Annotated in this window: 16 protein-coding genes and 1 riboswitch; of the genes, 8 read left to right on the top strand and 8 right to left on the bottom strand. The window is 69.8% G+C overall.

Annotated elements, in window-relative coordinates:
- Positions 1-16 precede the first annotated feature (16 nt).
- From CH341_RS02615 to CH341_RS02605, 3 genes are all read left to right on the top strand, one after another.
- Positions 17-1,786, top strand: coding sequence for an N-acetylglutaminylglutamine amidotransferase (locus CH341_RS02615; protein WP_111417476.1), 1,770 nt, complete (start codon positions 17-19; stop codon positions 1,784-1,786).
- A gap of 230 nt (positions 1,787-2,016) precedes the next feature.
- Positions 2,017-3,306, top strand: a complete 1,290-nt coding sequence (locus CH341_RS02610) for a carboxylate-amine ligase (protein ID WP_111417475.1) — start codon at positions 2,017-2,019, stop codon at positions 3,304-3,306.
- A gap of 178 nt (positions 3,307-3,484) precedes the next feature.
- Positions 3,485-4,207, top strand: coding sequence for an MgtC/SapB family protein (locus CH341_RS02605; RefSeq protein ID WP_111417474.1), 723 nt, complete (start codon positions 3,485-3,487; stop codon positions 4,205-4,207).
- On the opposite strand, the gene CH341_RS02600 is transcribed toward CH341_RS02605, so the two are convergent.
- The 5 genes from CH341_RS02600 to CH341_RS02580 all read right to left on the bottom strand — a co-directional run bounded on the left by CH341_RS02600 (position 4,204) and on the right by CH341_RS02580 (position 8,943).
- The gene (locus CH341_RS02600; RefSeq protein WP_170149436.1) at positions 4,204-5,577 is read right to left on the bottom strand and encodes a sensor histidine kinase; all 1,374 of its coding nucleotides are present in this window, start codon (positions 5,575-5,577) and stop codon (positions 4,204-4,206) included. The two genes, CH341_RS02605 and CH341_RS02600, sit on opposite strands and share 4 nt — an antisense overlap.
- 114 nt (positions 5,578-5,691) lie before the next feature.
- A complete protein-coding gene (locus CH341_RS02595; RefSeq protein ID WP_111417472.1) occupies positions 5,692-6,690 on the bottom strand; it encodes an ATP-dependent DNA ligase in 999 nt (332 codons plus the stop codon).
- A gap of 369 nt (positions 6,691-7,059) precedes the next feature.
- Positions 7,060-7,335 (bottom strand): hypothetical protein, encoded by a 276-nt coding sequence (locus CH341_RS02590; protein ID WP_146604350.1) that lies wholly within the window; start codon positions 7,333-7,335, stop codon positions 7,060-7,062.
- A gap of 294 nt (positions 7,336-7,629) precedes the next feature.
- Positions 7,630-8,352 (bottom strand): SDR family oxidoreductase, encoded by a 723-nt coding sequence (locus CH341_RS02585; RefSeq protein WP_111417470.1) that lies wholly within the window; start codon positions 8,350-8,352, stop codon positions 7,630-7,632.
- A 9-nt stretch (positions 8,353-8,361) separates the two neighbouring features.
- On the bottom strand, positions 8,362-8,943 hold the full coding sequence (locus tag CH341_RS02580; RefSeq protein ID WP_111417469.1) for a hypothetical protein: 582 nt from the start codon (positions 8,941-8,943) through the stop codon (positions 8,362-8,364).
- Between the two features lie 269 nt (positions 8,944-9,212).
- Here CH341_RS02580 and CH341_RS02575 point away from each other — a divergent pair, with 269 nt between their 5' ends.
- The 5 genes from CH341_RS02575 to CH341_RS02555 all read left to right on the top strand — a co-directional run bounded on the left by CH341_RS02575 (position 9,213) and on the right by CH341_RS02555 (position 17,034).
- On the top strand, positions 9,213-9,755 hold the full coding sequence (locus CH341_RS02575) for an EF-hand domain-containing protein (protein ID WP_111417468.1): 543 nt from the start codon (positions 9,213-9,215) through the stop codon (positions 9,753-9,755).
- Between the two features lie 157 nt (positions 9,756-9,912).
- Complete coding sequence (locus CH341_RS02570) at positions 9,913-11,013, top strand: NADH:flavin oxidoreductase/NADH oxidase (RefSeq protein ID WP_111417467.1); 1,101 nt, start codon at positions 9,913-9,915, stop codon at positions 11,011-11,013.
- Positions 11,014-11,088: 75 nt separating this feature from the next.
- A complete protein-coding gene (locus CH341_RS02565) occupies positions 11,089-12,519 on the top strand; it encodes a TIGR03808 family TAT-translocated repetitive protein (protein WP_111417466.1) in 1,431 nt (476 codons plus the stop codon).
- Between the two features lie 338 nt (positions 12,520-12,857).
- A complete protein-coding gene (locus CH341_RS02560; RefSeq protein ID WP_146604348.1) occupies positions 12,858-13,085 on the top strand; it encodes a hypothetical protein in 228 nt (75 codons plus the stop codon).
- A gap of 547 nt (positions 13,086-13,632) precedes the next feature.
- Positions 13,633-17,034, top strand: a complete 3,402-nt coding sequence (locus tag CH341_RS02555; protein ID WP_111417464.1) for an acyl-[ACP]--phospholipid O-acyltransferase — start codon at positions 13,633-13,635, stop codon at positions 17,032-17,034.
- 164 nt (positions 17,035-17,198) lie between these two features.
- Here the strand turns inward: CH341_RS02555 and CH341_RS02550 are convergent, their stop codons facing one another.
- The 3 genes from CH341_RS02550 to cutA form a co-directional block, all read right to left on the bottom strand.
- Positions 17,199-19,367, bottom strand: a complete 2,169-nt coding sequence (locus CH341_RS02550; protein WP_170149435.1) for a TonB-dependent receptor — start codon at positions 19,365-19,367, stop codon at positions 17,199-17,201.
- Between the two features lie 187 nt (positions 19,368-19,554).
- A riboswitch (cobalamin riboswitch) is annotated at positions 19,555-19,759 on the bottom strand.
- Between the two features lie 100 nt (positions 19,760-19,859).
- A complete protein-coding gene (locus tag CH341_RS35140; protein WP_210208160.1) occupies positions 19,860-20,246 on the bottom strand; it encodes a hypothetical protein in 387 nt (128 codons plus the stop codon).
- A gap of 203 nt (positions 20,247-20,449) precedes the next feature.
- Complete coding sequence (gene cutA / locus CH341_RS02540) at positions 20,450-20,782, bottom strand: divalent-cation tolerance protein CutA (RefSeq protein WP_111417462.1); 333 nt, start codon at positions 20,780-20,782, stop codon at positions 20,450-20,452.
- Positions 20,783-20,827 lie beyond the last annotated feature (45 nt).

Genomic DNA, 20,827 nt, shown 5'->3' with positions numbered 1-20,827 from the left:
AACAGCTGGACCAGGCATGTGCGGACTGTGCGGTGAACTGAACTTTCGCGGACCGGCGGATGCCGCCGCGATCGCGGCCATGGCCGGAGCGATGACGCCGCGTGGTCCCGACGCGGGGGGCGCCTTCGTCCAGGACCGGATCGGCCTCGGCCATCGCCGGCTCAGCATCATCGATCTCGCGACGACGTCGCAGCAGCCGATGGTGGATGCGGAGCTCGGCCTCGCCATCGTGTTCAACGGCTGCATCTACAACTACCGTGAGCTTCGCGCCGAGCTGATCACGAAGGGCTACCGCTTCTTCTCCGAGGGCGACACCGAGGTGATCCTCAAGGCCTATGCGGCCTGGGGCACGGCCTGCGTCGAGCGCTTCCTCGGCATGTTCGCCTTCGCGATCTCGGAGCGCGACAGCGGGCGCCTCGTGCTGGCGCGCGACCGGCTCGGCATCAAGCCGCTCTATCTGGCCGAGACGCCGGGGCGCCTGCGCTTCGCATCCACGCTGCCGGCGCTGCTCGCGGCCGGCGACGTCGACACGTCGATCGACGAGGTCGCGCTCCATCACTACATGAGCTTCCACGCCGTCGTTCCGCCGCCGCGGACGATCCTGAGAGGCGTCAAGAAGCTGCCGCCCGCGACCGTTCTCACGATCGAGCCGGACGGGACCCGGCGCGAGCACACCTATTGGCGCCTGAGCGTCGGCGCGCGCCCGGCGGACCGGCGGCTGACCGAGCTCGACTGGCGCGACGCGGTGCGCGACGCGCTCACCCAGTCGGTCCGCCGCCGCATGGTCGCCGACGTCCCGGTGGGCGTGCTCCTGTCGGGCGGCGTCGATTCGTCGCTCGTCGTCGCCCTGCTCGCCTCGCTCGGCCAGTCCGACCTGAAGACCTTCGCCATCGGGTTCGAGAGCGTCGGCGGCCTGGCGGGCGACGAGTTCCGCTGGTCCGACCTCGTGGCGCGGGAGTTCGGCACCCGGCACGAGCGCATCCCGATCGCCTCGTCCCGCACCATCGAGGCCCTGCCCGGCGCCATCGCGGCCATGTCCGAGCCGATGATGAGCCACGATGCGGTCGGCTTCTATCTCCTGTCCGAGGAAGTGTCGCGTCACGTCAAGGTGGTGCAGAGCGGCCAGGGCGCCGACGAGATCTTCGGCGGCTATCATTGGTATCCGCCGCTGCTGGCGTCGAACGAGCCGGTCGAGGACTATGCGCGCGTCTATTTCGACCGCGATCACGCCGAGATGGCGGAGGCGATCGCGCCCGCGCACATGAACGGCGATGCGAGCCGTGCCCTCGTCGAATCCTATTTCGCCGACGCGCCGGAGGCGCGTCCGATCGATCGCACGCTGCAGCTCGACACCGAGATCATGCTGGTCGACGACCCGGTGAAGCGGGTCGACAACATGACGATGGCGTTCGGCCTCGAGGCGCGGGTGCCATTCCTCGATCACGAGCTGGTCGAGCTCGCGGCCCGCGTCCCGGCCGAGCTGAAAGTCTCCAGCGGGGGGAAGCACATCCTGAAGGAAGCGGCGCGAGGCGTCGTTCCGGATGCCGTGATCGATCGCCCGAAAGGATATTTCCCGGTCCCGGCGCTCAAATACATTCGCGGCCCGATGCTCGATTTCGTCCGCGACATCCTGCATCAACCGGCGGCGCAACGGCGCGGGCTGTTCAACGAGTCCTACGTGCAGCGGCTGCTCGCGGCACCCGACAAGGCGCTGACACCAAAAGGCCATTCCAAGCTGTGGCAGGTCGCTCTGCTGGAGTCGTGGCTGCAGACCCACGGCGTCTGAGTGCTGCCTCTCTGCCTTTCCTGAAGGCGGAGCTCTGCTCATGGAACGGTTTCGGTGACTGAACGTTAATCAGCGATCTCCCCGACCGGCCAGCCACGTCCCGCATCGGAATACGCGCCGCAGAGGCGATTGCCTCGGCTGCGGGACAAGCCAGCAGCTCCGCCCGCTCCGACCTCACGACGGAGCACACGCCGGAATCCTGGGCCGTCCATCGATCCGACAGGACCGTCATGACCAAGTTCCTCATCGCTCCGAAGCTTCGACGCCAAGCCAAGCCGCGGCGTGCCCTGCGCCCGCTCGCCGGCACCCCGATCGCGACAGCGACGAACGGGTTCACGGTCGGGCTGGAGGAGGAGCTCTTCCTCGCCGACGCCCACACCTTTGCGGCCCCGTCGCACGTGCCGGAGGCCTTCTTCGCGCGCGTGGCCGAGGCGACGGGCGACCGCGCCAAGCCCGAGTTCCTGCAGGCCCAGGTCGAGCTGGTGAGCGGCATCCATTGCGACCTTCAGGAGGCACGCCGCGAGATGGCCGAGCTGCGCGAGACCGTCTCCGAGGTCGCGGCCGAGCACGGCCTCGTGATCATCGCGGCCGGCACCCATCCGACCGCCGACTGGCGTCGCGCCGAGCAGACCGACGCGCCGCGTTACGACCAGGTGATGGACCAGCTCCAGATGATCGGCCGGCGCGACATGATGTCTGGCCTGCATGTTCACGTCGCCCTGCCCGATCCCGGCCGCCGCGTCGAGGTGATGGCCCGCATGGTGCCCTACGTGCCGCTGTTCCTGGCGCTCTCCACCTCGTCGCCGTTCTGGAGCGGCATCCGGACCGGCCTGAAGGGCTACCGGTTGGCCGCCTACAGCGAGCTGCCCCGCACCGGCCTTCCAATGCCGTTCGCCGACGAGACCGAGTACCGCACCTATGTCGATGCGATGACTCGCGCCGGAGCGATTCCCAACGCCACCTATCTGTGGTGGACCTTGCGTCCGTCGGAGAGCCATCCGACCCTGGAGCTGAGAGCCCCGGATTCCTGCACGCGGCTCGACGATGCGATCGCGATCGCGGCGCTCTACCGGGTGCTGGCTCGCCGGCTGTACACCTGCGCACCGAGAGCGGACGTCACCCCCACGCTCGCCTCGGCCTTCGCGGCCGAGAACATGTGGCGCGCCCAGCGCTACGGCGTGCAGACCAGCTTCGTCACGGTGGACGGTGCGGAGCCGGTCGGGGCTTTCCTGGAGCGGGTGCTGCACGAGACCGCAGAGGACGCCGAGATCCTCGGCTGCCGCGACGAGGTCGAGCTGTGCCGGACGATCGTCACCGAAGGCACGTCGGCCGATGCCCAGCTCGCCACCTACGAGCGGCACGCCGAGACCGGCGGCCATCGCGATGCGTTGCGCGCCGTCGCCCGCTTCCTGGCCGAGGAGACCCGGAATGGACACCGGGCCGACATCGACAGCCTGCCCGCGGTCGCCTCCGGCTCCATCCGGCCGCACACGTCGGTGCCGGGCCGCGACTGGAGCTGAGACGGCACGATCGCAGGCGGGGCCGCGAATGCGCGTCCACGTGACGTGCTCGTGACGTGCTCGTGACGGGAGCGTGACGGCCGGCAGGCAGGATCCGGCCGAGGGGCGGCCTGACTGTGGGCACGCGTTTTCCGAATCTCGCGCGCAGGCTAGAAGGGCGGCGGACCGGAGCCTCCGCATGCGCCTCGCCGCCTTCAGCAACCTCGATCTGCTGCAGTTCCTGGACACGCTGATCAGCCTGACCACGGCGTTCGTGCTCGGCACCCTGATCGGGGCCGAACGACAGTGGCGCCAGCGCACGGCCGGTCTGCGCACCGCTGTCCTGGTCGCCGTCGGCGCCGCCGCCTTCGTCGACATCGGCATGCGGCTGAACGGCAATGCCTCCGCCGTCACGGTGCTGTCCTATGTGGTCTCCGGCGTCGGCTTCCTCGGCGCCGGAGTGATCATGAAGGAGGGCTTGAACATCCGCGGCCTCAACACGGCCGCGACGCTGTGGGGCTCGGCGGCGGCCGGTGGCGCCGCGGGGGCCGATCTGATCGGCGAGGCCGTGACGATCGCAGTCTTCGTCCTGGCGGCCAACACGGCGCTGCGCCCGCTCGTCGACCTGATCAACCGCCAGCCCCTCGACGAGACGACCACCGAGGCCACCTACGAGTTTCGCGTCACCGTGTCCCCCGAGGAGATGCCGGTGGTCCGCACCGCGCTGCTCGATCACCTCGACGCCAAGAGCTATGCGGTTCGCCAGACCGAGACCGAGGAGCAATCCGAGGAGGCGTTGGACCTCTCGGTCACGCTCGCCGGATCCTCGGCGAAGTCCGATGAGCTCGACGCGATCGTCGCGGCCATCGAGCAAATGCCGGGGGTCGAGCACGCCGCCTGGTCGATGCGGACGGCCGACTAGAGTTCGGCACTCCGGGGCGGGTCCGTGGGCACCAGCTCCGCGGGTTCCGGCGCCGTCCGCACCAGGACTTCGAAACATGCGCCGGAGTCGCTCGGCACCAGCGCGAGGGTGCCGCCGATCCGCTCGATCGCGGCGCCCGCCAGCCGCAGGCCGAGGCCCCGCTGCGACGCCGGATCGAAGCCGGGCGGAACCCCGCGACCGTTGTCGGCCACAGTCAACACCAGGGCGCCGTTCCGCCGGCCGGAGCGAACCCGCACGATCGGGCGTGCGCAGCCCGCATGAGTCAGCGCATTGGTGACGAGCTCGGTGGCGGCGAAGACCACCGGCACGGCCAGGTCGCTCCGCAACCGCACCTCGGCCTCGCCGATGATCTCCATGTCGGCCGGTCGGCCCGCGAGGCCGACCAGATCGCCGACGACCTGGCGCAGCACAGCGCCGATCTCGACCGTGCCGAAATCGGCGCTGCGATGCAGATGGTCGTGAATTCGAGAGATGGCGGCGACCCGCTTCTCGAGCCCGAGGATCTGCCGACGGCCGGTCTCGTTTTCGAGCTGCCGGGCGCAGGTGGCGATCAGGGCCGCGACGATTTCGAGGCTGTCGCGCATGCGCTGATGGATTTGCGACAGCAGCAACACGTTGCGCCGGTTGGCCTCGCGCAGGGCCTGCTCGGATGCCACCTCGCGGCTGATGTCCCGGACGATGGCGGCGACGCCGATCCATTCCCCGTCCGGCATATGGACCGGTCCGGTCGTCACCGCGACGTCGATCCGGCGCCCGCTCCTGTCCGTCCAGACGGACGTGAACCGGGCGCTGTCCTTGGAGAGCAGCTTGGGCGCGGCGGGCAGGCTCCCGTCGCCCACCGGGGAGAGCAGCACCGCCCCCGGACGGCCGGTGATCTCGTCGGCCGTGTAGCCGAAAAGGCGCTCGGCGCCGGCGTTCCAATCCTCGACGGTGCCGCTGCGGTCGAAGCCGATGATGGCGTCGGCGCTGTTGGTGACGATCGAGGCGAGCCGCGCGGCCGCCGCCGCATTGCTCTCCGCCCGCCGACGCGCCTTCTCGTAGACACCGGCGGCCCACAGCACCATGCCGGCCAGGAGACCGTATGCGATCAGATTGCCGACATCGGTGAACGACGGCACCCCGAACACGTAGTACGGCTCGACGAAGGCCCATTGCGCGACGATGCCACCCAGGACCGTCGCGATCAGTCCGGCACCCGGCCCCCCGGCGAGAGCCGCGACCATGATGGCAGGGAGCATCGCCGTGAAGGACAGGTCCGTCGGGAGGACGAGGCCGAGCAGGACCCGAAGCCCGGCAGCGACAGCGACGGCCGCAGCCGCGACGAACAGCGCCCGGCCAAGCGACATCATGGCGCTACGAAATCCCGCGAACGACATCGCCAACGAGCCCCGGACTGCACAGGCGTGCAGCAAACGGAGGGTAACACATCAGTATACCGCGCACGATGCCCGCCGAAACAATCATCAATGATCGCGAAACAATGCGGCGGACAGCAGGCCGGGCCGCGCTTCGGCTTGAAGCTGATCGAGGGTGCACTGATGCGGCGCCTTGTCCGGACGCCAGCGGACGACCGTGGTGCCGTGCCGGAAGCGATCTCCGCTCACCTGATCATATGCGACCTCGACGACCAGAGTCGGACGCAGCGGCTGCCATTCGGTGACCTTGCCGCTGCTCCACCGGCTCGGGCCGGGCGACCGGCCCGTGAACCCCGGCGGCGCCACGAGACCTTCGAGACGCCGCGTGAGATCGACACGTTCATCATTGGGAATGGCTGAGGTGAAGCCGACATGGTCGAGCCGCCCGTCCGTGTCGTACAGACCGAGCAGCAGCGATCCGACCACGGGTCGGCCCGTCGCATAGCGGAAACCGCCGACGACGCAGTCGGCCGTGCGGTGCCGCTTGATGTTCAGCATGGCGCGTTCGCCCGGCCGATAGACCTCGTCCAGCGCCTTGGCGACGACGCCGTCCAGCGCCCCGCCGGCGCGGGCGAGCCAGCCCTCCGCCTCGCGGCGCTCGCGCGTGACGGGCGACAGGCGCAGCGCCGGTCCGGCATGGGCGGCATGAAAGGCCTCCAGCCGCTCGCGCCGCTCGCGAAGCGGCATGTCGACCAGGCTCGTGCCCCCGGGCGCCACCAGCATGTCGAACAGGATCAGGATCGCAGGCGTCTGGCCGGCCAGCATGCGAACCCGGCTGGCGGCGGGATGCAGGCGCATCTGCAGGGCTTCGAACGAGAGGCTGTCGCCCTGGGGAATGACCAGCTCGCCGTCGAGCACGACGCGCTCCCGCGCCAGCGGGGCGAGAGCTTCGAGCATCTCGGGGAAGTAGCGGCCGAGGGGCTTTCCGGAACGGGCCCGCAGGTCGATCGTGCCGTCGCAGAAGGCGAGACACCGAAAGCCGTCCCATTTTGGCTCGAACTGCCACCCCGGCCCCTCCGGCAGGGCATCCACCGCCTTCGCCTCCATCGACACGAGGGTCGTCGGAGACACGGCGGCGGTGGAGGGCCGGGAAGACGGGTGGGACGACGGATGGCGCGAGGCGCCTTGTGCTTTCAGCGGGTCGGTGCTGTCACGGCGCGATCCCGACCCTGCGGTCCGCGCGCCTGCACCAGGTCCGGCACGTGCCGCGCCGGGGCGTTTCGTCCCTTCTCGCCGCATCGCCATGCTGGTCCCGCTCGCCACCGCCCGCCGACTCGACCAGGCGCCCGCACGAGCGTCCCGCCCGGCTGTTGCACTGCCGCGGACGCCGACCCGGCAGCGGCCGCAATGCGAGAACGGCGGACCGTCGGGCCCGCCGTTCTTGCTCGCCTCAAACTGGAGCTCTGACCAGCGCGGTTACTGGCCGGCGGCCATCACGGGGATCTCGGCGGCGATCGGGCCGCGGAAGTCGTCGGGCCGCGGATCGTCGTTGAGCGCGATGGTGAGGTCCTGGGCGCCCTGCCCTTCGAAGGCGGCCCGGATGGTCGCCGAGTCCGCCTGCGCGCAGGTCCAGGTCTCGGCCGCGGGCGTCACCGCCATCCAGCGCTGCTCGATGAGCTGGCGCACGTCCATGGACTCGGCATTGGCGACGCCGATTCCGGCGATGGTGAGCAGCAGGGTCAGGGTCTTCATGTCGGCCTCCCGTTCGAACGCGTCGCTGTCGCGCGGGCGCACCAGACGGCACGGGCCGGACAGCATCGGCGTGGGTTCGAAACTTCCCCTGCCGGCTCGCGTCCAGGGGGCACGCATGCCCCTGACGGGCGAACCGGCTCCATCTACAACCGGCGAGCCGGGAACCGGTTCCACCGCCTTAACCGAAAATTTGGATGTGGCGAGGGCGCGAGAGACTCCCGGAACGGGCCGACGTCCGTCATCGAACACGACGCTGACGTGATCACGTCGCTCGCGGCCCAAAGCCGGATCCGGTCAGTAGCTCGCCTGCCCGCCGGTCAGGTCGAACACCGCGCCGCTGTTGAACGTGCAGGCGTCCGAGCACAGCCAGGCGACCAGCTCGGCGAACTCCGCCACGGTCCCGAGGCGCTTCATCGGGCTTCGCGCGATCATGGCGTCGATCGCGGCTTGCGGCATGACCCGCACGAATTCGGTGTCGATGGCGGCCGGCGCGATGCAGTTCACCCGGACCGGCGTATCGGCCAGCTCCTTGCCCAGTGCCTTGCTGAAGGCGACGATTCCGGCGCTGGCGGCCGAGAAGGCGGCGAGGCCCGCCCTCCCCTCCTTGGCGGCCAGCGAGGCGACCGTGACGATGCGGCCGCCCCCGGCCCGGCGCATCACCGGCACGACGGCGCGGCAGACATGGAAGACGCCGGTCAGTGTGACGTCGAGCACCTGCCGCCATTCGGCGTCCGTCACGCTCTCGAGCGGGCGACGCGATCCGCCGTAACCGGCGGCGACCACCAGGATGTCGATGCCCCCGAGGGCAGCCGCCCGGGCGACCGCGGCCTCGACCTGGGCGGCCGAGGTGACGTCGACGGCGACCGGGGCGATCCCCGCGACCGCGACAGGATCGATGTCCCAGGCCTCGACCGTCGCGCCGGCATCGCGCAGCCGCTCCGCCGCAACACGCCCGAGCCCCCTGGCGCCGCCCGTCACCACGGCCCGACGCCCGGCGAAGTCGTAGGTCACCGTCACGCCCGGCCCTCAGGCAGCGCCGGACTCGCGGGCCCGCGTCTCGGCGTCCGAGGCGTAGCGGTCCGACGCGTCGCGAAGGATGCGGGCGACCTGGCGGGGCCCACGGGTGCGGGCGAGCTCCTGTGCCGCCACCTCGAGCAGCACCACGGCGCCGTCGCCGACTCCGTGCGCCTCGGCTTCCGCCGCGAGCCGCCCGAGCCCATCACGCCAGAAGGCGTCGGTGCGGGCGCGTTCTGCCGCCAGGACGTCGGTGATCGGGGCTCCGTCGCCGGCGGTCGACGCGGCGGGCGGAGCCGCCGCGGGAACGAGCTGAACGGTGCGAGCCGAAACCGCGTTGCGCTTGGGCGTGCCGCGCGGCGGCGCCCACTGATCCACCGCCCGGCCCTCGCGCATCGCCTGGGCGGCCGCCTTGCTGCGGCGGATGTCACCCGCGAGACCCCAGAGCCCGACCGCGAGCGCCAGCAGGGCAGCCCCGAAAATCAACAGGTTGCCGCCGTCGCCTCGAACCAGCATGAGGCCCTGAATGGCGACCAGCGCACCGCCCATCGCGGTCGCGCCGACCGTAAAGAAAAACGACACCAAACGGATCATCGGATCGTCCTATCGAGCCAGGCCGGTGCATGTTTTCGGGCCGGCGGGCTGCGGATCCTCGCGCTTTCGGGCTCCTCCTTGTCAAGCTGGGAAGACCCGCAATGCGAGCGCCGGCGGCTCGGGAACGCGCCCGCGCAGCGCTGCTGCACCGTTCAAGGCGAAGCGGTTCGGTCGACCCGAACGGCCGGCCCTGCGGCAAGCCGCAGTTGCGCCCCACTGCTGCCGCCTTGCCGGCGTGAAACCGCGGCGACGGGCTGGGAGACACATCGATGCGATACCTGATTTCGATCTTGCTGTGCCTGGCGACGGCCGGGGCCGCATCGGCCCAGTCGGGCGGCGGCTTCGGTGCGTCCGGACTGCCCGGCGTCGGCGAAGGGCCGCCGCCGGACATCCACTCCGCCAACCGGCCCGGCGCGGATCCCGTGCGGCAGTCGGCGCCGGCCTGGGACGCCAACCGCGACGGCATCTTCACTTGCGACGAGTGGAAGCAATACGCCACCCGCATCTTCATCTCGGCCGACCTCAACCGCGACGGCTATGTCGACGCCAAGGAGTTCGACGGCATCCGGCGGGCCGACCCGTCGTTCAAGAACGCCGAGCTCGGCTATTTCGACGACAACCACGACGGCCGTCTCGCCCGTGCCGAGTTCGTCGACAAGAAGAGCCCGCTGTTCGCACGCTACGACCGCAACAACGACTGCCGGGTGACGGCCGAGGAGCTGCGCGGCGGTGGCGGCGGCGATGGTCCCCGGGCGCGCCCCACCCTCGGCTCGGACGGCGGCATGGGCGGCAGCATCGGCGTGCCGTTCTGACCGGCCGGTCGAAGCCCCCACGACGTCGTCTCCGTCCGGGACGCGGCAGCCCGTGGTTGCCGCGTTCCTCCACGTCTGCAATACGAGACGATCGCGAATGTCGGACCACCCTGCCGGTCGCACCGTCCGTCCTCCCCCGATAGAGCCCGAGCCCCCCATGAGCGCTGCCCTGTTCGCCCCGATCGAGATCGCCGGCCAGACCTTCGACAATCGGATCGTGGTCGCGCCGATGTGCCAGTACAGCGGCAACGACGGCTGCGCGAGCGACTGGCACATGACCCATCTCGGCATGCTGGCGAATTCCGGCGCCGGGCTCGTCGTCGTCGAGGCGACGCATGTGGAGCGGCAGGGCCGCATCACCCATGGCTGCCTCGGCCTTTATTCCGATGCCGACGAGGCCGCGCTCGCCCGCGTGGTCGACCACTGTCACCGGATCGGCACCGCGAAGATCGGCGTCCAGCTCGCCCATGCCGGCCGCAAGGCGTCCTCCCAGCGCCCCTGGGAAGGCGGCAAGGCGCTCGGCCCCGACCAGGATCCGTGGCCGACCGAGGCGGCCTCGGCGCTGCCCTTCGGCCCCGGCTGGCATACGCCCCGGGCGATGACCGAGGACGACATGGAGCGGGTGGTCGCCGCCTTCGCGCAGGCCGCGGCGCGCGCCGTGCGCATCGGCTTCGATGCCGTCGAGCTGCACGCCGCGCACGGCTATCTGGTGCACGCGTTCCTGTCCGCGGTCTCCAACCAGCGCACCGATTCCTACGGCGGCTCGCGTGAGAACCGGATGCGCTTCCCGACCGCCATCGCCCAGGCGGTGCGGGCCAGCGTGCCGCGCACCGTGCCGCTCGGCGCCCGCGTCACCGGCAACGACTGGCTCGACGGCGGCATCGACGTCGAGGAGGCGATCGTGTTCGCGCGCGCCCTCAAGGACATCGGCTACGACTATGTCGACGTCTCGTCGGGAGGCCTCACGGCCGAGGCCCGCAATCCGACGACGCCGGGCTACAATGTGCCGCTCGCCGAGGCGATCCGACACGCCACCGGCCTCGTCACCCGCGCGGTCGGCCTGATCGTCGATCCCAAGCAGGCGGACGCGATCGTCTCTGAGGGCAAGGCCGACATGGTGGCGCTGGCGCGCGCCATGCTCGACAATCCGCATTGGGGCTGGGCCGCGGCCCGCGCGCTCGGCACCGAGACGCGGCGGCCGCCGCAGTATCTGCGGGCCGGCCCGAGCCTGTGGGCCCCGGCGGCTCGTGGCGCCTGACCGCCGCCGCGCAATCCGACACGAGCAGCGGGCCCGGTTAGCAACTCGCCAACCCGGCCCGGCTATGCTGGGCGGATGCAGCCCGAGCAGCACACGACCGAACCGACGACCCCAGCGCCGACCCGGCGCGCCCTCCTCGGCCTTCTCGCCGGCGGCACCGGCGCAGGCCTCGCGCTGGCGGCTCTTCCCGCCGCCGCCCAGTCCCGGCCCTCCCGGGCCGCCACGACGGGCGGTCCGGTGTCCGCTTTCGGCATCGACGCGGCGACGCTCGGCCTGCGGCCCGGCAGCCCGGACGACCAGACCTTCGTGTTCCAGCGCGCCCTCGACCGCGCGGCGTCGGCCGGCGCACCGCTGGCGCTGCCGCCCGGCGTCTACCGGGTCGGCGGTGTGCGGCTGCCCGACGGGATCCGTCTGGTCGGCACGCCCGGCGCCTGCCGGCTGCTGTTCCTCGGCGGCGCGTCGCTCCTCTCCGCCGAGCGCCTCGCCCGCGTCTCGCTGGACGGCCTCGTCCTCGACGGCGGTGGCCGCCCGCTTCCCGAGGACCGTGCCCTGCTTCATTGCGAGCAGGTCGACGCGCTGACGATCACCAACTGCACCGTGGCGGCCGCCGACGGGACTGCGATCTACGCCTCCGCCTCGGGCGGGACGATCTCCGACAACCGCGTCACCGACGCGGGCGACGTCGCGATTCAGACCCGCAACGCCCGCAGTCTCGTGATCGCCCGCAACGTGATCGCCGGGGCCGGCAACAACGGCATTCAGATCATGCGCTTCGAGGCCGGCGAGGACGGCACCCTGGTCCTCGACAACCGCATCGGCAACATTCGCAACCGGGCCGGCGGCACCGGCCAGTTCGGCAATGCCATCAACGTATTCCGCGCGAACGGCGTGATCGTCCGCGGCAACCGGATCGGCGACTGCGCGTTCTCGGGCGTGCGCGGCAATTCGGCCTCCAACCTGCAGATCGTCGGCAACACCGTGACCAATGTCGGCGAGACGGCGCTCTATTCCGAGTTCGAGTTCGAGGCCGCCGTCGTCTCCGGCAACATCGTCGACGGCGCCCAGATGGGCGTGTCCATCGCCAATTTCGCGAGCGGCGGCCGCGTCGCCGTCGTCCAGGGCAACATCCTGCGCAACCTGTCGCCGCGCGACGCCAATCCGGATCCGGAGTTCCTGCTCGGCGTCGGCATGTCGGTGGAGGCCGACACGGCCGTCACCGGCAACGTGGTCGAGCGCGCCAGCGCCGTCGGCATCGCGGCCGGCTGGGGACAGTATCTGCGCGACGTCGCGCTCACCGGCAACGTGGTGCGGGACTGCGGGATCGGAATCGGGGTGACGGTCGTGCCGGGCGCCCGGAGCACGCTGGTGGCCAACAATGTGATCTCGGGAAGCCGCCGCGGGGCTATCGTCGGCCTGGATCACAAGCGGCCGGCGACCGGGGACTTGGCGACCGGCGGAGCCGAGCGGTATCCACATCTGTCAGTAAGTGGAAATAAAGTCTCGTAGCGCCAGGTTTCCGGAAGTCGGCGGCGGGCGCGCTCACCCAATTCGCACTGCACAATTGACCCGAATAGCCTTGATGACCGAGGCGGACGCGGGAATCCGCGTTCAGCCGTGAATTATTGCTGGCACAATCAGCGGTTCTTCTGTTAGACTTAAGTCCAAGCTGCAGTCGACATCGCCTCGGCTGGCAGTCTTCCAAAAACAGGCAAGCACCTACGGGGGGTTTCGGCGTCGCAGGTTTGCGACGGTCGAGATCCGCACTGTGTCCGCACGGCCGAGGGGCCGCAATCGGATGCCGAAGCGTGGCCCGCGCCACGCCGGCGGTGACAGGGAGGAAGACCATGATGAACAGCGGCGGCCTCGATCCGAGGGGGCTGGAAAAGACCAATTTCGGCAAGCAGCACTGCCCGCGTTGCGCCTATCTTCTGGTGGCGCCCGACGAGTCCCACCATGTGAGCGACCGTGTGGTCCGCCACCTGTGGACCTGCGAAGCATGCGGGACCGGTTTCAGCACCTGGGTGAAGTTCCAGCCCGAGCTCGGCGAGCTTCACTGCGCCGAAGCGGCCTGACCGCACCGACGACATCGCCAGGCAGGCCGTCGGCCTGCCGCGTCGGCCCGCCGCGTAAATCCCGCTGCATGACGTCCGCTGCGTGGATCGCCCCCGTCGCATGTCGTCGCACGACGCCGGCACCGGTGTCGGCCACGTGCTGACCGCGGCGCGTGTCACCGTTCTGGTCGGCGTCACTCGCGTTTCCACCCCCGTCTCGTCTTGCCTCCGGCCGGCGACCCGCTCGAAAGCATCCGGTCGCGACGCGGTCCGCATCCGGCGACGGACGTGCGCCGGTTCGTGCCTCGCCGGTTCGTGCCTCCGTGCGCGCTTTCCCCGGAATGCGTCGAACCTTTTCGGTCTCCGAAACACTATCTCGAACATCGGCCGGACGGTGGCGCTCGCTCGTGACCGGGCGCAGCGTCGTCGCCGGCGTACGTCGCTGTGCGACCCGGAGACGGGCCACCGCGCGGTATTGCCGAACGCCGTAAAACCCGGCTAACTCCACGACCCGACCAAGAGCCCGGCCGCGCCCGACCGGCGGCCGCGCCAGTGCACAGGACCGCCGATGTTCTCCCACTTGATGACCACCAGACGGTTCGCCCCCCTGTTCTGGTGCCAGTTCTTCAGTGCCTTCAACGACAACTTTCTCAAGAACTCGCTGGTCTTCCTCATCCTCTACCGGATGACGGGCTCCAACTCGGAAGCCTTGATCACGCTCGCCGGGGCGACGCTGATCTTTCCGTTCTTCATCCTGTCGTCGCTCGGCGGCGAGATCGCCGACCGCTACGACAAGGCGATCGTCGCGCGCTGGCTGAAGCTGGTCGAGATTCCGGTCGCGCTGTTCGCCATCCTCGGCTTCTGGCTGCATTCGATCGCGCTGCTGTTCGTCGCGCTGTTCCTGATCGGCGTGATCGCGGCGCTGTTCGGCCCGATCAAATACGGCATCCTGCCCGATCACCTGAAGCAGACGGAGCTGCCGGCCGGCAACGCGCTGGTCGAGGCCGCGACCTTCCTGGCGATCCTGCTCGGCACCATCGTCGGCGGCCTCGCCTCCAAGGACGGCGGCGACCCGGCCTCCTTCGCCGGGCTGATGCTGATCGTCGCAATGCTGTGCTGGTTCTCGGCGCTGCTGATCCCGAAGACCGGCCAGGGCGCCCCCGGCCTGCGCATCGACCCGAACATCGTGCGCTCCACCAGCCGCCTGATGGGCGAGCTGCGCGCCGACCGCCGCTTGTGGTGGGCCGCCCTGGTGGTGAGCTGGTTCTGGCTGACCGGCGCCATCGCCCTCTCGCTGATGCCGCCGCTGATCAAGACCACGCTCGGGGCCGCCGAGGAGGTGATCACGGTCTATCTCGCCATCTTCTCGGTCGGCATCGCGGTCGGCTCGATGGTCGCCGCCTGGCTCGCCTCCGGCCGCATCGTGCTGCTGCCGACCGTGCTGGGCGCCGCGCTGCTCGGCATCCTGTGCATCGATCTCGGCTGGTGGATGTCCGGCGTCGCCAGCCCGGTGACGGGCCGCGGCCTGTCCCAGGTGTTCGGCTCGGTGCGCGGCATCCATGTCGGCTTCGACCTGTTCGGCATGGCGATCGCCGGCGGCCTGTTCATCGTGCCGGCCTTCTCGGCCATGCAGGCCTGGGCCGGGCCCGACCACCGCGCCCGGGTGATCGCCGCCAACAACGTGCTCAACGCCGCCTTCATGGTGGCGGCCGGCATCTTCGTCGCTGTCCTGCAGATCGCCGGACTGAAGCCCGCCACGCTGTTCATTCTGCTCGGCGCCGCCAACCTGGTGGTCGGCTGGGTGATCCTCAAGACCCTGCCGACCAATCCGGTGCGCGACTTCCTCTCGACCGTGTTCCGCGCGTTCTTCCGGGCCGAGGTGCACGGGCTCGAGAACATCGAGAAGGCCGGGCCGAACGCCATCATCGCGCTCAACCATGTCAGCTTCCTGGACGCCCCCTTCGCGCTCTCGGTGCTGCCGCGGGATCCGGTGTTCGCCATCGACTGCAACATCGCGCAGCGCTGGTGGGTGAAGCCGTTCCTGCGCTTCACCCGCGCCATGCCGATCGACCCGACCAATCCGTGGGGCACGCGCCAGCTCATCCACGCCGTGCAGGGCGGCGACAGCCTGATCATCTTCCCCGAAGGCCGCATCACGGTCACGGGCAGCCTGATGAAGGTCTACGACGGTGCCGGCCTGATCGCCGACAAGTCGGGCGCCATGGTGCTGCCGGTGCGCATCAAGGGGCTGGAGCAGACGCCGTTCGCCCGGCTCAAGGGCCACCAGATCCGTCGCCGCTGGTTCCCGAAGATCTCGCTCACCATCATGGAGCCGGTGCGCCTGCACGTTCCCGAGGAGCTGCGCGGCAAGAAGCGCCGCGTCGCCGCCGGCGCCGCCCTCTACCAGGTGATGTCGGATCTGGTGTTCCGCACCACCTCGATGGACCGCACCATTCCCGAGGCGATGATCGAGGCGGCCCACGTCCACGGGATGAACCGCATCGCCGTGGAGGACCCGGTCTCGGGCGAGCTGAGCTACCGCAAGATGCTGATCGGCGCCGCGGTGCTGGGCCGCAAGCTGGGCGCCCATTCGGCGCCCGGCGACATCATCGGCGTCCTGCTGCCCAACGCCAACGGCGCCGTGGTGACCCTGCTCGGCCTGATGTGGGCCGGCCGCGTACCGGCGATCCTCAACTTCTCGGCCGGCCCGACCAACATCCGGGCCGCCTGCAAGGCCGCGAACCTGACGACCGTGGTGACGTCGCGGGCCTTCATCGAGAAGGGCCGGCTCGGCCACGTGATCGCGGCGCTCGAGCCGGACTACCGCATCGTCTATCTCGAGGACATCCGCAAGACCGTCACGACGCTCGACAAGCTGCGGGCCTTGCGCGAGTTCAAGACCCCGCTGGTGCCCCGCCGGCCGACCGACCCGGCCGCCGTGCTGTTCACCTCGGGCTCGGAGGGCGTGCCGAAGGGCGTCGTGCTGGCCCATCGCAACGTGCTCGCCAACGCCGCCCAGGCCAAGGCGATCGTCGACTTCGGCTACGGCGACAAGGTGTTCAACGTGTTGCCGGTGTTCCACGCCTTCGGCCTGACGATCGGCTTCATCCTGCCGATGGTGCACGGCGTGAACGTCTACATGTATCCCTCGCCCCTGCACTACCGGCTGGTGCCGGAGCTGATCTACGCGACCAACGCGACCATCCTGTTCGGCACCGACACGTTCCTCAACGGCTATGCCCGCACGGCCAACGCCTACGACCTGCGGTCGCTGCGCTACATCTTCGCCGGCGCCGAGGCCGTGAAGGAGGCGACACGGCGCACCTACATGGAGAAGTTCGGCGTCCGGATCCTCGAGGGCTACGGCGTCACCGAGGCGGCGCCGGCGCTCGCCCTCAACACGCCGATGTTCAACAAGTTCGGCACGGTCGGCCGGCTGTTTCCCGGCATGGAGGCGCGGCTCGACCCGGTGCCGGGCGTCGAGGAAGGCGGCCGGCTGTTCATCCGCGGCCCCAACGTCATGGTCGGCTATCTGCGGGTAGAGAACCCGGGCGTGATCGAGCCGCCGCCGGACGGCTGGCACGACACCGGCGACATCGTGACGATCGACGCGGACGGCTTCATCGCGATCAAGGGCCGGGCCAAGCGCTTCGCCAAGGTGGGCGGCGAGATGATCTCGCTCGCCGCCGTCGAGACGATCGCGTTCGACCTGTGGCCCGATGGGCTGCACGCCGTGGCGACCATTCCGGACGCCCGCAAGGGCGAGAAGCTGATCATGGTGACGACGCAGGCGAACGCCAACCGGTCGGACTTCATCGCCTTCGCCCGCTCGCGCGGCGCCTCGGAGATGCTGATCCCGGCCGAGTTCGTCGTCGTCGAGAAGATGCCGCTGCTCGGCTCGGGCAAGGTCGACAACCTCTCCGTCGTCCAGCTCGTGCGCGAGCGCTACAAGCTGGAGGGGGCGGCGTAGCCGAGAACGTCATTCCGGGGCCGGCCCGCAGGGCCGAGCCCCGAACTCTTCGTCATGGCCGGGCGTGTCCCGGCCATTCACGTTCCTGATGCCGGTCCGCGCAAGGCGTGGATGCCCGCGACGAGCGCGGGCATGACGAGTCTGCGCTGTGCCGGCGTCGCCACTCAGAAATTAGCCCCGACCCGCAGCAGGAAGGTCCGGCCCGGCTGCGGATAGGCGTTGTAGACGCCCAGCTTGCTGCCGAAGCCGTCCGGATAGGGACTGGCGATCGCGTAGTCGAAATAGTCGGCGTTCAGGATGTTCTGCACCGCGACCGACCAGAAGTAGCGCTGCCACTCGCCGCCGATCTTGGCGTCCAGGATCGAGTAGTTCGGCGTCATCGGCTGCACGTTGCGCTGGTCGTTGTCCATGCGGCGCGAGCCGACGAAGCGGACGTCGCCGGAGAACACCAGTCGGGTGTCGACGATGTTCCACACCACCCCGACGCCGGCGGTGTTGCGCGAGACCAGCGGCACGTCGTTGCCGGCGTACACGCCTTCGCGGAACACGGCGCGCGTATAGGCGACGCTGCCCTTCAGCCGCACCGTCTCGGAGACCTGCACGGTCGCGAGTGCCTCGGAGCCGTAGCGCCGGGTCGGATCGAGGTTGACGTTGGTGGTGGTGTACGGGCTGTAGAAGATCTCGTTCTCGAGATACATGTCGTAGATGCTCCACTGCAGGAACATCGGACCGGCCGTCACCTTCACGCCGCCCTCCAAGTCGCGCGACGTCTGCGTCTTCAGTCCGAAGTTGCTCGGGATACCGTACGGCGCGCTGCCGATGCGCTCGTCGACATTGGGCACCCGAAAGCTCTGCGCCGCCCGGCCGAAGAAGGTCAGATACTGATTGAATCGATGCTCGATGCCGAGATGCCACGCGTGGTTGGTCTGCGTGTCGTCGAGCGGAGTCGCCTGGACGGCGGTGGGAAAGCCCCACGGATCGAGATAGCCGGGTGCCCCGGTGTTGACGGCGTCCCGCGCCGAGAGCGAGGTGCGCTGAACGCGGCCGCCGGCCGATACGTCCGTGTTCGAGAACAGCGTGACCGTGTTCATCGTGTAGGCGGCGAGCGAGCTCTGGTCGAGATCGTACTGATGGATCGGGGCCGCGCCGTCGAACAGGGCGCGCGGCGATGCGTAATCGGTGTGATAGAAGTCGACACCGGTCAGCGACTTCAGCGGCAGCCCGAACACCGTCGTGTCCACCTTCAGGCGAGGCGTCACCGACGAGGTGACCAGCGACGACTTGAAATACGAGGTGTCGTAGGCCGTTCCGATCTGCTTCTGGCAGCTCGTGTTGAACACGCCCGTGAAGGTGTCGAGGCAGTTCGGGAAGTAGGCCGCCTGCTGCTTGCGCACCCGAACGCCGCCGTCGACGATCAGCTCGGCGCCCGGCAGCAGGTCGTAGGTGACGCCGGTGGTGGCGCTCGCCTGCTGCTGGTTGGCGTAGTCCCACGGCGTGTTGGTACCGCGGCGGTCGGTGGCGAGCTGGTTCAGGCCGAGCGTCGGGTCGACGCGGCGCCCGCCCGGCAGCCCGAGAACCTGGTCGCTCGCCGTCGTGTTGAAATAGAAGCTGCCCCAGTCGCGCGTGTAGCGGTAGTCGCCGCCCGCGTTCATCTGATGGTACTGGCTGTTGTCCCGATAACCGTCCGAACGCACCGCGTTGGCATAGACGGCGAGCGCATGCGGCCCGCTCGATGCGAAGGCCGTGCCGCGCCCTTCGACTTGGTTGAACGAGCCATAGGCGACCTCCGCCTTGGCCCCGTTGGGGCGGCCCGTCCCCTTCTTGGTGACGATGTTGATGACGCCGCCGACCGCGCCGTCGCCGTACAGGACGCCGCCGGAATTTCCGCGCGTCACCTCGATCCGCTCGACCGAGTTGAGCGGCACCGAGCCCCAGTCGAAGGTCTGCAGGTCCGGCAGGTCGACCCGGCGGCCGTCGATCAGGACGAGGGTGTTCTGCGCCCCGGTGGCGCCGAAGCCGCGGATGTCGACCGTGGCGCGCGCCCCGTTGACCCCGCCATAGAGGTTGGAGACCTGCACCCCGGGCTCGCGGGCCAAAATTCCGGGAATGGTCTGCTCGGGCGACCGCTCGATCTCCTCGGACGTGATCACCGTGGTCGAGGCGCCGGTGATGCCGAGCGCGCCGCCGGCGCCGCCGCCCAGGCGGGTCGCCGTGACGTAGAGGTCGGGAAGCGTGGTGGTGTCGGTGGATTGCGCCTGCGCGGCGGTGCCGAGCAGCACCGTGAGGCCGACGGCGAGCGCCGCCCTACCCTTGCGCGTGTCGAGGCATGTCATGCCCGAGTTCCTTCGCTGACTGGTCATGCGGTTGAAGCTGCATGAGCCGGCGCGAAGAAGCGGCGAGCGGCCGGACGGGCCGATCGTCGTGCAGGTGCTGGTCGAGACGAACGAGCATTGCGGTCCTCGCGCCGGTCACGGTGTCACCGCTGCGAAAGACCGCTCCGTATGGGGCTTCCCGCCCACCGGTTGGGTGACCGCGCCGGCAGGTCTCCTGGCTCGCGGGTCGTCGCTGCATCCGGCCTTCCCGGTTTCCCAGTGGCCGTCGCGGATGCGGCTCGCCGCTCACAGTTGCGGGACCAGCCACGGCTTCGCGGCCTCGCGGCCACGTCCCGTGTTCCCTCTTTCCTCCCCGCGGTCGCCCGCGGAGAACCAGCGCGTGGGGAAGACTTCCCGCGCGGGTAGCGGCTAGTCAATCCGGATGCCTGCGCGCGACGCGAAAAGGCCGGCGAGTGTTGCCGGCCTCCCACACGATTTCGCGATGCCGTACGGTCAGTTGACCTTCGCCGGAGCGCCGATCGCCGGGGCAGCGTCGGTCCGCTTGTGGTGGGCCGGAGCGCCGGGACGAACGTCGCGGCTCACCTGGACGCGCCGGGAGTCGATGGTCCGCATGTCGCGGACCTGCTTGGTCCGGACGATCGTTCCGTCCGCCCGCACGTGGCGCACATGCTTGATCCGCTTGACGTGCTTCACGTGCTTGACGTGGCGGACGTGCTTGACGTGGCGCATATGCGTCGCGGCCTTCGCCTGGACGGGCGCCGGCGCGGCCGCGGCCGGACCGGCGGCCGCCGGCACGGTGGGAGCCGGACCGCCCTGGGCGAACGCGGCACCGCCGAGGACGCTTGCGGACAGGAGGGCGACGGCGAGGGTCTTGAACATGGCGATCTCTCCGACATGGGCCTCGGGGGACGAGTTCCCGGGAGCCGCTCCGGCCGACGACCTTTCTCGGTCCGGCCTTGTCGCGAGAGTGCCTCCGCGCTGTTGAACCGCGGCTGAAACCCGATGGAGGTTTGTGTTCACCTACGTGAAACTTACGTCATGTTCTTCACGCGGTGCATGCGGATTCGGCGAGCGTCCGCCGGTCAGTCGCCCGTCATGGGCTCGGTCTCCGCCAGCAGCCAGCCCAGATAGGATTGGTCGACGCTCTCGATCGGCAACACGACGATGGCGGGCGTCGTGTAGGTGTGGCGCTCCTTCACGGCCGCCCGGACGTCCTCGGCCAGCGACGCCCGTGTCTTGACGATCATCACCACCTCGTCGGCGCGCTCGATCGCCCCCTCCCATCGGTAGAGCGAGACCATGCCGGGCAGAATGTTGACGCAGGCGGCGAGCCGCCGCTCGATCAGGGCCCGTCCGGCGTCCTGCGCCTCGACAAGGCCCGGAAAGGTCGTATAGACGAACACCGCGCGTTCCATCGCCTCCTCCCTTTCGCTGGCGACGACACGGCGCCGCCACCGCGA

It is taken from the genome of Rhodoplanes roseus (assembly GCF_003258865.1).
Classification (GTDB): Bacteria; Pseudomonadota; Alphaproteobacteria; order Rhizobiales; family Xanthobacteraceae; genus Rhodoplanes; species Rhodoplanes roseus.
The sequence above is the reverse complement of the archived record's forward strand: the minus strand, read 5'-3'. Positions and strand labels throughout refer to the sequence as shown.

Coding starts and splice junctions, on each gene's coding strand:
- CH341_RS02615 (WP_111417476.1), top strand. CDS start 17: ATGTGCGGACTGTGCGGTGAACTGAACTTTCGCGGACCGGCGGATGCC.
- CH341_RS02610 (WP_111417475.1), top strand. CDS start 2,017: ATGACCAAGTTCCTCATCGCTCCGAAGCTTCGACGCCAAGCCAAGCCG.
- CH341_RS02605 (WP_111417474.1), top strand. CDS start 3,485: ATGCGCCTCGCCGCCTTCAGCAACCTCGATCTGCTGCAGTTCCTGGAC.
- CH341_RS02600 (WP_170149436.1), bottom strand. CDS start 5,577: ATGATGTCGCTTGGCCGGGCGCTGTTCGTCGCGGCTGCGGCCGTCGCT.
- CH341_RS02595 (WP_111417472.1), bottom strand. CDS start 6,690: ATGGAGGCGAAGGCGGTGGATGCCCTGCCGGAGGGGCCGGGGTGGCAG.
- CH341_RS02590 (WP_146604350.1), bottom strand. CDS start 7,335: ATGAAGACCCTGACCCTGCTGCTCACCATCGCCGGAATCGGCGTCGCC.
- CH341_RS02580 (WP_111417469.1), bottom strand. CDS start 8,943: ATGATCCGTTTGGTGTCGTTTTTCTTTACGGTCGGCGCGACCGCGATG.
- CH341_RS02575 (WP_111417468.1), top strand. CDS start 9,213: ATGCGATACCTGATTTCGATCTTGCTGTGCCTGGCGACGGCCGGGGCC.
- CH341_RS02570 (WP_111417467.1), top strand. CDS start 9,913: ATGAGCGCTGCCCTGTTCGCCCCGATCGAGATCGCCGGCCAGACCTTC.
- CH341_RS02565 (WP_111417466.1), top strand. CDS start 11,089: ATGCAGCCCGAGCAGCACACGACCGAACCGACGACCCCAGCGCCGACC.
- CH341_RS02560 (WP_146604348.1), top strand. CDS start 12,858: ATGATGAACAGCGGCGGCCTCGATCCGAGGGGGCTGGAAAAGACCAAT.
- CH341_RS02555 (WP_111417464.1), top strand. CDS start 13,633: ATGTTCTCCCACTTGATGACCACCAGACGGTTCGCCCCCCTGTTCTGG.
- CH341_RS02550 (WP_170149435.1), bottom strand. CDS start 19,367: ATGACATGCCTCGACACGCGCAAGGGTAGGGCGGCGCTCGCCGTCGGC.
- CH341_RS35140 (WP_210208160.1), bottom strand. CDS start 20,246: ATGTTCAAGACCCTCGCCGTCGCCCTCCTGTCCGCAAGCGTCCTCGGC.
- cutA (WP_111417462.1), bottom strand. CDS start 20,782: ATGGAACGCGCGGTGTTCGTCTATACGACCTTTCCGGGCCTTGTCGAG.